Source organism: Amycolatopsis sp. WAC 01416, from assembly GCF_003947485.1.
Taxonomy (GTDB): Bacteria; Actinomycetota; Actinomycetes; order Mycobacteriales; family Pseudonocardiaceae; genus Amycolatopsis.
The window spans coordinates 633,404-646,940 of record NZ_QHHX01000004.1; the positions used below are offsets into that span (position 1 = coordinate 633,404).

12 protein-coding genes are annotated in these 13,537 nt (G+C 68.7%); 3 read left to right on the forward strand and 9 right to left on the reverse strand.

Annotated features, from left to right (window positions below; translation table 11 throughout):
* Nucleotides 1–33 precede the first annotated feature (33 nt).
* The 5 genes from DL990_RS16735 to DL990_RS16755 form a co-directional block, all read right to left on the reverse strand.
* Nucleotides 34–375: a hypothetical protein gene (locus DL990_RS16735; protein WP_125786475.1), complete on the reverse strand. Its 342-nt coding sequence runs from the start codon at nt 373–375 to the stop codon at nt 34–36.
* Nucleotides 376–538: 163 nt separating this feature from the next.
* The gene (locus DL990_RS16740; protein ID WP_125799206.1) at nt 539–2,074 is read right to left on the reverse strand and encodes an alkaline phosphatase; all 1,536 of its coding nucleotides are present in this window, start codon (nt 2,072–2,074) and stop codon (nt 539–541) included.
* An 84-nt stretch (nt 2,075–2,158) separates the two neighbouring features.
* Nucleotides 2,159–3,121 carry an NAD(P)-dependent alcohol dehydrogenase gene (locus tag DL990_RS16745; RefSeq protein WP_125799207.1) on the reverse strand — a complete coding sequence of 321 codons (963 nt, stop codon included), beginning with the start codon at nt 3,119–3,121 and terminating at the stop codon, nt 2,159–2,161.
* Between the two features lie 7 nt (nt 3,122–3,128).
* On the reverse strand, nt 3,129–3,350 hold the full coding sequence (locus DL990_RS16750) for a helix-turn-helix transcriptional regulator (protein ID WP_125673158.1): 222 nt from the start codon (nt 3,348–3,350) through the stop codon (nt 3,129–3,131).
* Complete coding sequence (locus DL990_RS16755) at nt 3,344–3,772, reverse strand: hypothetical protein (protein WP_125799208.1); 429 nt, start codon at nt 3,770–3,772, stop codon at nt 3,344–3,346. Before DL990_RS16755 ends, DL990_RS16750 begins: the two co-directional genes overlap by 7 nt.
* Nucleotides 3,773–3,931: 159 nt before the next feature.
* Between DL990_RS16755 and DL990_RS16760 the strand changes: the two genes are divergently transcribed.
* Entirely contained in the window at nt 3,932–4,318 is a 387-nt protein-coding gene (locus tag DL990_RS16760; RefSeq protein WP_125799209.1) for a PASTA domain-containing protein, read from the forward strand.
* A 12-nt stretch (nt 4,319–4,330) separates the two neighbouring features.
* Here the strand turns inward: DL990_RS16760 and DL990_RS16765 are convergent, their stop codons facing one another.
* A complete protein-coding gene (locus tag DL990_RS16765) occupies nt 4,331–4,717 on the reverse strand; it encodes a MarR family winged helix-turn-helix transcriptional regulator (RefSeq protein ID WP_125786470.1) in 387 nt (128 codons plus the stop codon).
* Between the two features lie 86 nt (nt 4,718–4,803).
* Here DL990_RS16765 and DL990_RS16770 point away from each other — a divergent pair, with 86 nt between their 5' ends.
* A complete protein-coding gene (locus tag DL990_RS16770; RefSeq protein ID WP_125799210.1) occupies nt 4,804–6,261 on the forward strand; it encodes an MFS transporter in 1,458 nt (485 codons plus the stop codon).
* A 70-nt stretch (nt 6,262–6,331) separates the two neighbouring features.
* Here the strand turns inward: DL990_RS16770 and DL990_RS16775 are convergent, their stop codons facing one another.
* Complete coding sequence (locus tag DL990_RS16775; protein ID WP_125799211.1) at nt 6,332–7,591, reverse strand: cytochrome P450; 1,260 nt, start codon at nt 7,589–7,591, stop codon at nt 6,332–6,334.
* 48 nt (nt 7,592–7,639) lie between these two features.
* Here DL990_RS16775 and DL990_RS16780 point away from each other — a divergent pair, with 48 nt between their 5' ends.
* Nucleotides 7,640–8,368 carry an alpha/beta fold hydrolase gene (locus DL990_RS16780; protein WP_125786467.1) on the forward strand — a complete coding sequence of 243 codons (729 nt, stop codon included), beginning with the start codon at nt 7,640–7,642 and terminating at the stop codon, nt 8,366–8,368.
* A 6-nt stretch (nt 8,369–8,374) separates the two neighbouring features.
* Here DL990_RS16780 and DL990_RS16785 read toward each other — a convergent pair whose 3' ends face one another.
* Together DL990_RS16785 and metH are read right to left on the reverse strand one after the other, a co-directional pair.
* Nucleotides 8,375–9,811 (reverse strand): PLP-dependent aminotransferase family protein, encoded by a 1,437-nt coding sequence (locus DL990_RS16785; protein ID WP_125786466.1) that lies wholly within the window; start codon nt 9,809–9,811, stop codon nt 8,375–8,377.
* 12 nt (nt 9,812–9,823) lie between these two features.
* Nucleotides 9,824–13,432: a methionine synthase gene (gene metH, locus DL990_RS16790; RefSeq protein ID WP_125799212.1), complete on the reverse strand. Its 3,609-nt coding sequence runs from the start codon at nt 13,430–13,432 to the stop codon at nt 9,824–9,826.
* Nucleotides 13,433–13,537: the final 105 nt, after the last annotated feature.

A 13,537-nucleotide genomic window follows, 5' to 3' on the forward strand; every position in this document is an offset into this window, starting at 1 on the left:
CGCCGCCAAGATCAACATAGTTCCATTCGGATATTAGAAGTCGTCTACGTGATATCCGGCCACATAGGCACTTGAAAGCAATGCGCCGTGACATTCCGCCGTCGAGGGTCCGAAGCCGACCGGAACCCAATGTCCGACGGTGTACCAATAGGACGACCCCGACGCGCAGTGAGCGACCACTCGATAGGTTTCCGAGTGTCTCGGCAAGGAGAAGCAGGTCAGGGAAATGCCTTCGCCGAAGAGAAGTCCATAGCGATCGCTGCCGCAGCCGTAGGGCGGGAACTTGCCTTCGGTCGCCGCGGAGGCCGGTGCGGCGGCCAGGAATCCGGCCGCCGAAAAGGCGGCCATGACTAAAGCGGCGATTTTCTTCTTCATGCTTTTCTCCCGCGGCTCGTTCCCAATGGAAAGCCCAGATTAGCCGCACGGAAGAATTGTCGTGAATTCATCGGGCAGGTGAAACGAGATCGCGTGCGGTGAACCGCGCTGCTCCGAAAGAGCGTCGCGGCCCCCCTTCTGAGTCCCCGGCTCCCCTTTTGGCCTAGCGTCGCCGGTACTGCGCCGGGGAGGTGATCGTGGCCCGGTCCTCATAGGATCCCGGCCTGCCGCGGTCGACGTGGAACGTCGTCAGGGTGCTCACCGGAGAACGCGGGTCGCGCCGGTCGCCGATCACCCGCATGTGCGTGCTCCAGCGGCGCGGGGTGACCTCGTAGACGTCGTAGCCGTACCGGTCACCCTCGAAGTACTTGAGGTGCGGGTTCGCCGCGCCCATCTTCGGCCCGTTTGTGGCGTTCCATTCGGGGGAGTAGGCGCCGGAGGTGACCGAATGCGCGGTGAACTCCGTGCCGATCACCGGGGTGGCCGGATCCGCGAAGTCCGGGCGGATGTCGTCGACGAACGCCGAATGCCAATCGCCGGTGATCACCACGAGGTCTTCGAGGCCGCTGTTCGCCACGTGGGTCAGCACCTCCTTGCGCTCGGCGAGGAAGCCGTCCCACTGGTCCGTGAACATGTAGCCGCCACCGGGTTTCGCCAGCTGGCTCAGCATGATCGAGTTCACCCAGCAGTGCCACGCCTCGCCGGAGCCGGTCACCTGGTCCTTGAGCCACGCCTTCTGATCCGTGCCGAGGATCGTGCCGTCGGGCAGGTTCTGCGCCGACCGGTACTGCCGGAGGTCCAAAATGGACAGATCGAGCAGATCGCCCCAGCGGCGCTGCCGGTGGATCCTCGGTGTCGACGGATGGTCCGGGCGAACCGGCATGTGCTCGAACCAGGCCTGGTACGCCGCCGAACGCCGCGCCCGCAGCGACGGGGTGGTACCGCTGTAGTCGTTGACGACCTCGTGATCGTCCCAGGTGACGAACCAGGGATGGGCCGCGTGGGCGTCCCGCAGCGACGGGTCGGACTTGTAGAGCGCGTGCCGCCGCCGGTACGCCTGCAGCGTCAGCACCTCGGGACCTTCGTGGTCGCGCAGCGGATTCCCGCCGACCTGACCGTGCTCGTAGACGTAGTCGCCGAGGTGGACGACGAAATCGAGCTCCTCCCTGGCGATCCCGGCGTGCGCCGCGTAGAACCCGTCGTGGAACGCCTGGCAGTTCGCCGAGGCGAACCGCACCCGCCGGACCGGCCCGACCGGCGCGGTACGGGTGCGGCCGATCCGGCTGACCTTGCCGAGCGCGTGGAACCGGTAGTAATACTGCGAGCCCGGCTCCAGCCCGGAAACCGGGACGTGCACGCTGTGCCCGAGCCCGGCGGTCGCGGCCGTCGTCCCGTGCGCCACGCGGCGGCGGAACCCGCGGTCGGTGGCGACCTCCCAGGCGACTTCGACGGTGTCGTCGAGCGGCTGCTCGAACTCCATCGGCTTCGGCGCGAGCCTGGTCCAGAGGGCGACGCCGTACGGGACCGGGTCGCCGGACGCGACGCCGAGCGTGAACGGTGCTTCGTCCCAGGTCGCGCCCAGCGCCACCGCGGCCTCCTCGGCCTGCGCGATCGTCATCCGCGAACTCAACGGCCAGGCCAGCCCCAGCGCCCCGGCGGTGGCGGCGCCTCGCAACAGGTCCCGGCGGTTGACGGACATCGGTGTTCTCCCTCGGCCTTCGGCGGATCGCTCCCCGAGAGCGAACACTCCCAAGATGGCCGGAGGCCGACGTGGGGGAGAACATCAGATGGTGATGACAACCTTGCCGCGTGCGTGTCCTTCGTGCACGTGACTGATGGCTTCGGGCACTTCGACGAGCGAGAAGGCACGGTCGATGACCGGTGTCAGTTTCTCCGCCTCGATGAGCGCCCGCAGCGTCTGGAGATCGTCCTGGTTCTCCGTGGAGAACAGGCCGCGGAGCTTCTGCTTCACGAACGGCCCGAGGAGCAGTGCCCGCAGATTGCGACCCACCGGGCCGATCCACTTCCCCTTGCCCTCGCCGCCGACGATGACGAGAGTGCCTTGCGGGGTAAGGGATTCGCGTAACGATGTCAGCGACCGGTTGCCGGCGGTGTCAAGGATGAGGTCGTAGCCGCCGCCGAAATCCTCACGGGTGTAGTCGAAAACCCGGGTCGCGCCGAGTGAACGGACGAGCTCCACCTTGCCCGTGCCGCATACGCCGTCCACCTCGGCGCCGAACGCCTTGGCGATCTGCACCGCGAAGGTGCCCACGCCACCGCCCGCGCCGATGACCAGGACCTTCTGCCGCGGCGCGACCTGCCCTCGGTTCCGGAGCGCCTGAAGCGCGGTGAAAGCGGAGATGGGGACCGCCGCCGCTTCTTCGAAGCTGAGCCGCTCGGGCTTTTTGGTGACTCTGTCCACTGTGGTCAGTGCGTACTCGGCGAAAGAACCTTCGCAGGTTCCGAAAACCTCGTCGCCCGGCCGGAACCGCGTCACGTTGCCGCCGACGGCGTGCACCACGCCGGCGAAATCCAGCCCGCGGACCCGGGCCTTCGGTCTCCGTACCCCGAATCCCATGAGCCGCACCAAGTACGGCGTGCCCTCCATGAGGTGCCAGACGCCGGGATCGACCGCCGCCGCCCGGATCCGCACGACCACACCGTCCGGTCCGGCTTCGGGTTCGGGCAGGTCGGTCAGGGTCAGGACGTCGGTGGTGCCGTACTCGTTCTGGACGATCGCCTTCACGGCGGCCTCATTCCTGGTCTGGGTACTGGAAAACGTCGTCGAGCCCGACGCCGAACACCCGGGCGATCCGGAAGGCCATCTCCAAGGACGGCGAGTAGCGGCCCTGTTCGATGGCGATCACCGTCTGGCGGGTGACGTCGATCCGGTCCGCGAGTTCCGCTTGGGTCATCTCGCCCTTCGCGAACCGCAGGGCGCGGATGGAGTTCGTGACCTTGGTCGGTTTCACCATGCCTGGAATCCCCAGCGGTAGGCGGCGATCTTCGCGATCGAGCCGAGCAGGGAGGACAGGACGAAGGCGAGGTACACGGAGTTGGCGATCCAGAAGTGGTCCAGCTCCGCCATCGCCATGACGAGTGCCGCGACCCCGCCGAGCACGACGAACGACTGCCCGATGTGCTCGCCGAACCGGCCGATCTCGCGGTCGCGCTGGTCCTTGCGGCCCGCGTCACGCGGTGAGGCGATCGCGGCGGCGATGTGCAGCACGATCGAGGCCACGATGGCCGCCCCGACGGTCCACAGCAACGGTGCCACGTAAGGGACATCGACGACCATGCCGGAGCTTGCCCGGCCGAAGACGACGATCAGGTACGCCGCGTAGGCGAAGACCGTCACCACCGCCATGATCCATGCGCGTTTCTCTTCCAAGGCCACGAGGGCCAAGGTAAAGAGTTTTAGACATCATGTCAAACATTCTTTACCTCGACGCCCGCGTCGGGCGAACTCGTCCGAAGCCGACCCGACCGGGTGTTAACGGTCCGCGGTCCGGGCGCGACTTCTCTCGGTCTCATCGTCTCGGAGTGGAGTTCGCGAATGCCGAAGACCGTCGCACTGATCCTCGTCGCCGGTGCCGCCGTGCTGACCGCTTGCGGCGCCCCGGCCACGCGGCCTGGGGCGCCGTCGACGGTGACCGAGACGTCCGTGAGTGTCCAGCCGCCGGCGGAGACCGGCGGACCTGCGTCTTCCGCCGCTCGCCTCATCTCCGTCCCCGATGTTTCGGGGATGAACCATCAGGACGCGCAGGACGCGATGCAGGCGGCGGGCCTGTACAACCTGCGCGAAGTCGACGGAACAGGGAAAGGCCGGATGCTCGCGCTGGACCGGAACTGGGTCCAGACCGGGCAGGATCCGGCGCCGGGGACGAAGGTGACCGCGGACGCGGTGATCACGCTGACCGCCGTCAAAATCGGCGAGAAGTGAGACCGCCGGGATTCAGGCCCCGACGGTGAGAGTCTCTTCGAGGGTCGCCCGGTGCGTGGGCTTCGCCTCTTCGTAGCGACGGCGGCCTTCGTCGGTCACGATGACGAAGATCCCGCGCCGGTCCGACTCGCAGAGCGAGCGCTGGACGAGTCCCTCGCGTTCCAGGCGGGCGACGAGACGTGAAGTGGCGCTCTGGCTCAAGTGGACGACCTCGGTCAGATCGGCCGCGCGGCATTTGCCGACGACGCAGTTCACCAGCCGTTCGAGGGCTTCGAACTCGGTGACGCCGAGGCCGTGGCGCTCCTGGAGCCGGCACTCGAGGCGCCCGAAGACCGCCGCGTGCCGGGCGGACAGGTCGTGCCACTCCCGCAGCAGGTCTTGTTCGGCGTCGTCGCTCACGCGGCCCAAGATAGCATGCACGTGAATTTTATGCAAAGTCATTAAATGCACTTGCATTAGATGCGCGTGCATGTACTGTACGGATCATGAGTTCTTCCGTGCAGCTGTCCACCAGCTCGACCAGGTGGGACGCGCGCCTCTGGGGTGTCCTGCTCACTGTGTCCGTCGTCGTGGGCCTCGACGCGCTCGACGTGTCGATGGTCGCCGTCGCCCTCCCGTCCATCCAGGCCGAACTCGGTCTCTCCACCGGTGCCCTGCAATGGATCATCAGCGCCTACGTGCTCGGCTACGGCGGCCTGCTGCTCCTCGGCGGCCGCACCGCCGACCTGCTCGGCAGGCGCCGGGTCTTCCTCGTCGCCGTCGCGGTCTTCGCGCTCGCTTCCCTGCTCGGCGGGCTCGTCGACGACGGCGCGCTGCTGATCGCCACCCGGTTCATCAAGGGACTCGCGGCCGCGTTCACCGCGCCGGCGGCCCTTTCCATCATCACCACGACCTTCCACGAAGGCCCCGCCCGCAACCGGGCGATCAGCATCTTCGCCGTGTTCGGTGCCAGCGGTTACTCCGCGGGCCTCGTCTTCTCCGGTCTGCTCACCGAGGTGGGCTGGCGCTGGACGTTCCTGCTGCCGGTGCCGATCGCGCTCGCCGCGCTGGTCGCCGCGATCAAGCTGATCCCGTCCTACCAGCCGCAAACCGGTGGCGGCTATGACTTCCCCGGCGCGATCACCGGTGCCGCCGGTTCCCTCCTGCTGGTCTTCGCCGTGGTCGAAGCGCCGGAGATCGGTTGGGCCGCCCCGCGGACCCTGATCTCGTTCGCCGTCGCGCTCGCTCTGCTCGTCACGTTCGTGTTCATCGAGAAGCGCAGCAAGCACCCGCTGCTCCGCCTCGGCATCCTGCGTTCCGGTCCGCTGGCCCGAGCCAACCTCGGGGGCGCGACGTTCTTCGGCGCCTACATCGGTTTCCAGTTCGTGGTCATGCTGTACCTGCAGACCGTGCTGGGCTGGTCCGCGTTGCAGACGGCGCTCGGATTCCTGCCTGCGGCGCTGATCGTCGCCTTCGGTTCACCCAGGATCGAGCCGCTGATCGACCGGCTCGGCACGCCGCGCACGATCCTCGCCGGTGTCGTCGCCCACGTGATCGGGTACGCGTTGTTCCTGCGGATCGACGAGAGTTCCAGCTACGCCGGTTCGGTGCTGCCGAGCATGATCCTGCTGGGTATCGGCTTCATGCTGGCGTTCTCCTCGCTGAACATCCAGGCGACCAACGGCATCTCCGACGACGAGCAGGGGCTCGCCGGCGGGCTGCTGAACACGTCGATCCAGGTCGGCGGCGCGATCGGCCTCGCCGTGGTGACCGCGGTCCTGACCGGCAACTCGGGTGGTGCCACCGGCCCGGCCGCGCTGCTGAACGGGTTGGCGCCCGCGCTGACCGTCGTCACCGGCATCGCCGTGATCAGCGTCCTGGTGGCGCTGTCCGGAGTCGTCGGCCTGCGCAAGGCCGAAGCCCGCTCCGCCGTCGCCGAACCGGAGTTCGCCGCGGCCGAATGACCACCGCGCCAACGCGCGTGAAGGCCCCCTTCCCCCGGCTCAGCCGAGGGAAGGGGGCCTTTACGCGCGTTCACCAGCGGATCGGCAGCGACTTCAAGCCGTTCTGGAAGTTCGACCGCAACCGCACCGGCTCCCCGGCGAGTTCGACCTCGCCGAGCAGGTCGAGCACCGCTTCGAACATCGCCCGCAACTGCACCCTGGCGAGCTGGGCGCCGAGGCAGAAATGCGGTCCGTGCCCGAAGGTCACGTGATCGTTGGGCGTGCGGCCGATGTCGAAGCGGTCCGGATCCTCGAAAACGGACTCGTCGCGGTTCGCGGAGGAGAACCAGACGACGACCTTCTCGCCTGCCCGGATGTCCACATCGGACAGAACGACGTCCTCGGTCGCGGTCCGGCGGAAGTGCATCACCGGCGTCCACCAGCGCAGCATCTCTTCCACCGCGCCGGGAAGCAGTGACCGGTCGGCCAGCAGCCGCCGGTACTGATCCGGATGCGACAGCAGCGCGAGCATCCCGCCCGGGATGCCGTTGCGCAGGGTTTCGTTGCCCGCCACGGAAAACAGCCAGAACAGGTTCTCGAACTCCGCGATCGCCACGCGGCCGCCGTCCGTGTCGCTGCCCACGTGACCCATCAGATTGCTCATCACGTCGTCGCCGGGGTGACGGCGTTTGTACTCGCCGAGCGCGGTGGCGTACGCGTAGAGATCCGGCATCCCCGCGCGGGTGCGCGGGTCGGGCATCGACCCGTCGGGCCCCGGAACCGGCCGGACGGCCAGCGCCGCCCGCGCGAGATCGGTGACCTCGCCGGCCTCGACGGTCGCGCTCACCGCGTAGTCGGCGTCCTGGTAACCGATCACGCGGTTGCTCCAGTCGTACATCAGCCGCCGGTCCTGTTCGGGGATCCCGAAGACCTCGGCGAGCGTCAGCAGCGGGAGATCGGCGGCGACGGCGGCGAAGTCGCAGCGGCCGTCCGCGGCGACCTCGGCGATCAGCTCCCTCGCCCAGCCGTGAATCCGCTCGGTCAGCCTCCCGACCGCGCGCGGTGTGAACGCCTTGGTGAGCAGGCCTCGCAGCCGGGCGTGCTCGGGCGGATCCATGTTGAGCATCATCCGCCGGACGTAGCCGAGGTCCTGCTCGGTCGCCGGGTCCCGGATCTGTGTCCCGCCGAGGCGCGACGAGAACAGCTTCGGGTTCTTCAGCACGTGCTTGACGTCGGAATGCCGCAGCACGGCCCAGAAATCGTCCACCCGCGTGACTGGCGACTCCCGGCGCAGCGACGCTAGGTGCTCATACGGCACGCCCCGCGTGTACACGTCCGGATCGGTGATCACGCCGTCGACCCTAGCCCGCGGGCGGGGGACTGAGGAAAGATCCGTCCGGTGGAAACACTGAAGATGCGCACCGCCGGAACCGAAGGCCCGCCCGTGCTCCTGCTGCACGGCCTCGGCGCGACAGGAGCGGTCTGGGACGGCCTCATGGCGCATCCGGGATATCGCTGGCTCGCGCCGGATCTGCCCGGCCACGGGGGATCGCCCCGGTTGCCGCACTACTCGTTCGGCGGGCTGGCCGCGGCGGTCGCCGACGCGCTCCCGGAACGCGGTCCGGTGCTGGTGATCGGGCATTCACTGGGCGGCGTGGTCGGGCTGGCGCTGGCCAGCGGCTGGTTCGGGGTGAAGGTCGCCGGGCTGTTCACGGTCGGCGTCAAGGTCGAATGGAGCGAGGACGACCTCGCGAGGGCGGCCGCCATGGCGGCCAAGCCGCCGAGGGTGTTCCCGACCCGCGAGGACGCCGAACGCGGCTTCCTCAAGATCGCCGGCCTGGTCGGGATCGCCGAGGCGGATCCCGACGGGGTGGCCGAAACCGAAGGCGGCTGGCGGCTGGCGCTGGACCCCCGCGCGTTCGGCGTCGGCGCACCCGACATGCGCGGACTGCTCGGCGCGGCGCGCTGCCCGGTCGTCCTCGCCGCCGGTGAGCACGACCCGATGAGCCGTCCGGAGCAGCTTCGCGCCCTCAGCCCGCACTCGGCCGTACTCCGGGGACTCGGCCACAACGCCCACGTCGAAGACCCGTCCTCGCTCCTGCCCTTCCCCAGGCAATTCGCCCTCTGAACGCGCCTAGCGCCGAAGCCGCCCCAGGACGGCGATGCCCTCGGCGATGTCGCTCGCCGGGCTCGCCCCGTAGCCGAGGACGAGGCCGGGATTCATCGGGCGCTGACAGTGCCACGACAGCGGCTGCACCTTCACGCCCTGCTCCAGCGCGGCGGCGGCGAAGTCGAGATCGGAGAACTCGGCGTCGAAGGTGATCGTCAGATGCAGCCCGGCGGCGGCGCCATGCACCACGGCGTCCGGGAGATGCGCCCGGAGCGCGTCGATCATCGCGTCCCGCCGGCGGCGGTGCCGTTTGCGCACGAACCGCAGCTGCCGCTCCATCTCCCCGGACTCCATGAGATGCGCGAGCACCAGCTGCGGGAGGACGGCGTTGCCGAGGTCGGCGAACCGTTTGGCCGCGACCACCTCGTCGCGGTACCGCGGCGGCACCAGCATCCAGCCCACCCGGAGCGCGGGTGCGAGCCACTTCGACACGCTGCCCGCGTAACAGACCTGTTCGGCGAGCATCGAGCGCAACGCGGGCACCGGCGGACGGTCGTAGCGGTGCTCGGCGTCGTAGTCGTCCTCGATGATCAGTCCGCCGTTCGCGGCCCAGCGCATGAGCTCGCGACGGCGTTCCCCGCCGAGCACGACACCGGTCGGGAACTGGTGCGCGGGAGTGAGCAGCACGGCGGGCGCGCCGCTGCGCACGAGCTCGTCGACGTCGATGCCGTCGTCGTCGACCCGGATCGGCGGGGTCGCCAGCCGCCGGTCGTGCAGATGCTGCCGCGCGCCCAGCGAACTCGGATCCTCGACGGCGATCTCGGAGATCCCGTTGTCACAGAGCACCTGCGCCAGCAAGCCGAGGCCCTGCGCGACACCGGCGACGATCAGCACGTCGTCCGCGTCGGCGGTGATGCCCCGGGTGCGGGCGATCCAGTGCGCGATGGCCAGCCGCAACGCGGGAGCGCCCCGAGGGTCGCCGTAGCCGAAGGCCGCCGCCGAAAGGTCGTTGAGCACGGTGCGCTCGGCGCGTAACCACGCCGTTCGAGGGAAGGCCGTCAGATCCGGCACGCCGGGGGACAGGTCGATCCGCGCCGGGGTCGACCGCAGCGAGTCGAAGACGCCGATCCCGGGAGCGGGCTGGAAGATCGTGCCAGCGGACGGCGGCCCGGACGTCCGCTGCTCCTTCGTCCGTGCAGGCGCCGCGACGACCACCGTGCCCGCCCGGCCACGTCCGGCGACATGGCCGTCCTCGACGAGGCGCTGGTACGCCTCGGTGACCACACCGCGGGAGACCCGCAGGTCCGCGGCCAGCGCCCTGGTCGCGGGCAGCCTGCTGCCGACCGGCAGGCGGCCGTCGGAGATGGCGTGCCGCAACCGCGACGCCAGCCAGTCCGACCGGCGCCCCGGCGGTGCGTCCCCGATGTCCAGCTGCAGGAAGTCCGAGCCCTCGGCAGTCACCCGATCATTGTGTCATTCGGGTTCGTAGGCGAGGTTCGGCCGCAGCCACTGCTCCATAGTGGACAGTTCCAGGCCGCGGCGGGCGGCGTAGTCCTCGACCTGGTCCTTGCCGAGCCGTCCGACGGTGAAGTACCGCGAATCGGGGTGGGCGAAGATCAGCCCGCTGACGCTCGCCGCCGGCATCATCGCGAACGACTCCGTCAGCGCCATGCCGAGCCGGTCCGAGTCGAGCAGGTCGAACAGCTCCTGCTTCTCGCTGTGGTCCGGGCTCGCCGGGTAACCCAGCGCCGGGCGGATGCCGCGGAAGCGTTCGGCGTGCAGGTCCTCCAGCTTCGGATCGGCGTCCGGCTCGAACCAGTCCCGCCGCGCCCGGAGGTGGAGGTACTCGGCGAACGCCTCGGCGAGCGGGTCCGCGAGCGCCTTCACCATGATGGCGCGGTAGTCGTCCTGCTTCGCCTCGAACTCGGCCGCGAAATCCTCGGCACCGAGGATGGTGACCGCGAACCCGCCGAGGTGGTCGCCCGCGCCCGCCGGGGCGATGTAGTCCGCCAGACAGCGGTTGGGCCGCGACAGCGGTTTCTTGGTCTGCTGGCGCAGCATCGGGAACTTGACTCCCGACTCGAGGATGATGTCGTCGCCCTCGGAGTGCGCCGGCCAGAACGCGTACGCGCCCTTCGCCTGGAACCGGTCCTCGGCGATGATCTGGTCCATCAGGGTGTTCGCGTCGTCGAACAGCTCCCGCGCCACCGGGTTGTTCAGGATCGCCGGGTACTTGCCCTTCAGCTCCCATGCCAGGAACAGGAAGGTCCAGTCGATCATCTCGCGGAGCTCGGTGAGCGTCGGCGAGACGTACCGGACACCGGTGAACTCGGGCGTCGGGATGTCGTCGAAGGAGACCTTCTCCGGGTTGGCCCTCGCCTGCTCGACCGTCAGCAACGGCGTCCGCTGCTTGTTCGCGTGCTGCACGCGCAGCGCTTCCTGGTCCTCGCGGTTCTTCTTGTCGAGGATATCGGCGCGGTCCGCGTCGAGCAGGTCACCGACGACGCCCACGACACGCGAGGCGTCCAGGACGTGCACGGTCGTGTGCTCGTACGCGGGCGCGATGCGGACCGCGGTGTGCTGGCGTGACGTGGTCGCGCCGCCGATCAGCAGGGGCAGCTTCAGCCCGCGCCGCTCCATTTCGGCCGCGACGTTGACCATTTCGTCCAGCGACGGCGTGATCAGGCCGGAGAGCCCGATGGCGTCGGCGCCCTCGGAGACGGCCGTGTCCAGGATGACCGAAGCCGGGACCATCACGCCGAGGTCGATCACCTCGTAGTTGTTGCAGCCGAGGACGACGCCGACGATGTTCTTGCCGATGTCGTGCACGTCGCCCTTGACCGTCGCCAGGACGACCTTTCCGTTGCCCTGGCGGGTTTCGACGCGGCCTTCGAGGCGCGCCTTCTCCTTCTCGGCCTCCATGAACGGTTCGAGGTACGCCACGGACCGCTTCATCACGCGCGCGCTCTTGACCACCTGCGGCAGGAACATCTTCCCGGACCCGAACAGGTCGCCGACGATCTTCATGCCGTCCATCAGCGGGCCTTCGATGACCTCGAGCGGCTTCGGCAGCTTCTGGCGGGCTTCCTCGGTGTCCTCTTCGATGTAGTCGACGATGCCGTGCACCAGCGCGTGGCTGAGGCGCTCCTCGACCGTACCTTCGCGCCAGGACAGGTCGATGACGCGCTGTGTTCCCTTGCCGTTGACCGTTTCCGCGAAGGTGACCAACCTGTCGGTGGCGTCCTCGCGACGGTCGAAGAGCACGTCCTCGACCAGCTCCAGCAGATCCTTGGGGATGTCCTCGTAGACCGCGAGCTGCCCGGCGTTGACGATGCCCATGTCCAGCCCGGCGCGTACCGCGTGCAGCAGGAAGGCCGAGTGCATCGCTTCACGCACGACGTTGTTGCCGCGGAAGGAGAACGACAGGTTCGAGATACCGCCGCTGATGTGCACGCCGGGACAGCGTTCCTTGATCCGCGGCAGCGCGTCGATGAACGCCTTGGCGTACCCGTTGTGCTCGGAGATCCCGGTCGCGACCGCGAGCACGTTCGGGTCGAAGATGATGTCCTCGGCGACGAAACCGGCCTTCTGGGTCAGCAGGTCGTAGGCGCGCCCGCAGATCTCGACCTTCCGGTCGGCGGTGTCGGCCTGGCCCTGCTCGTCGAAGGCCATCACGACCACGCCCGCGCCGTAGTCGCGGATGCGCCGGGCCTGCTGCAGGAACTGCTCCTCGCCCTCCTTGAGGCTGATGGAGTTGACGACTCCCTTGCCCTGCACGCATTTCAGCCCGGCCTCGAGCACCGTCCAGCGCGAGCTGTCGATCATGATCGGCAGCCGGGCGACCTCGGGTTCGGTGGCGATGAGGTTCAGGAACGTGGTCATCGCCTTTTCGCTGTCGAGCAGGTCGGCGTCCATGTTGACGTCCAGCAGGTTCGCCCCGCCACGCACCTGCTCCAGCGCGACGTCGACGGCGGCCTGGTGGTCGTCGGCCTCGATCAGCTTGCGGAACTTGGCGGACCCGGTGACGTTGGTCCGCTCGCCGATCATGACGAAACCGGTGTCCTTGCCGATCTCGAACGGCTCCAGCCCGCTGAAGCGGGTGTTCGCCTTCGGCTCCGGCACGGTCCGCGGCGCCATCCCGCGGACGGCGTCGGCGATCTCCTTGATGTGCGCGGGAGTCGTGCCGCAGCAGCCGCCGACGACGTTGACCATCCCGGCCGTGGCGAAGTCGCCGAGCAGCCCGCCGGTCTCCTCGGGCGTCTGGTCGTATCCGCCGAACGCGTTCGGCAGTCCGGCGTTCGGGTGGCAGGCCGTGTAGGTGCCCGCGAGGTGGGAAAGTTCGGCGATGTGCGGGCGCATTTCCTCGGCGCCCAGCGAACAGTTGACGCCGACCAGCAGCGGATCGGCGTGCTCGATGGAACTCCAGAACGCCTCGACCGTCTGCCCCGACAGCGTCCGGCCGCTCAGGTCGACGATCGTCACCGAGATCCACAGCGGCAGCTGCGGCGCGACGTCGCGGGCGGCGGCGATCGCGGCCTTGCAGTTGAGGGTGTCGAAGATCGTCTCGATCAGCAGCAGATCGACGCCGCCTTCGGCGAGCGCCTTGATCTGATCCGCGTACGCGGCGTACACCTCGTCGAAGGTCACCGCGCGGAACGCCGGGTCCTCGACCTTCGGCGACAGCGACAACGTGACGTTCAGCGGCCCGACCGACCCGGCGACGAACTTCCCGCCCGCCGCGTCCGCCGCCTCGCGCGCGATCTGGGCGCCGCGGAGGTTCATCTCGTACGCGAGGTTCTCGAGCCCGTAATCCGCCTGGCCGATGGTGGTGGCGGTGAACGTGTTCGTCGTCGTGATGTCCGCGCCGGCGTCCAGATACTGGCGGTGGATGTCGAGGACGACGTCCGGCCGGGTGAGGTTCAGCAGGTCGGGGTCGCCGGTGATGTCACGAGGATGGTCCTGGAACCGCTCGGTGCGGTAATCCTCAGGCTTGAGGCCGGCGTTCTGGAGCATCGACCCCCACGCGCCGTCGAGCACGACGATGCGCTCATCCAGCAGCTTTCGCAGGGCGGTCGTTTCCATCCAGCGCTCCTCCCATGTCGTGGGAGGCGCCCTTGCTGGTCAAGCTCGGGGCCGAGCGTGGCGGACCCGTGGTCCGTTGCAGCGCCTCTCGACCTTGGCGATCAG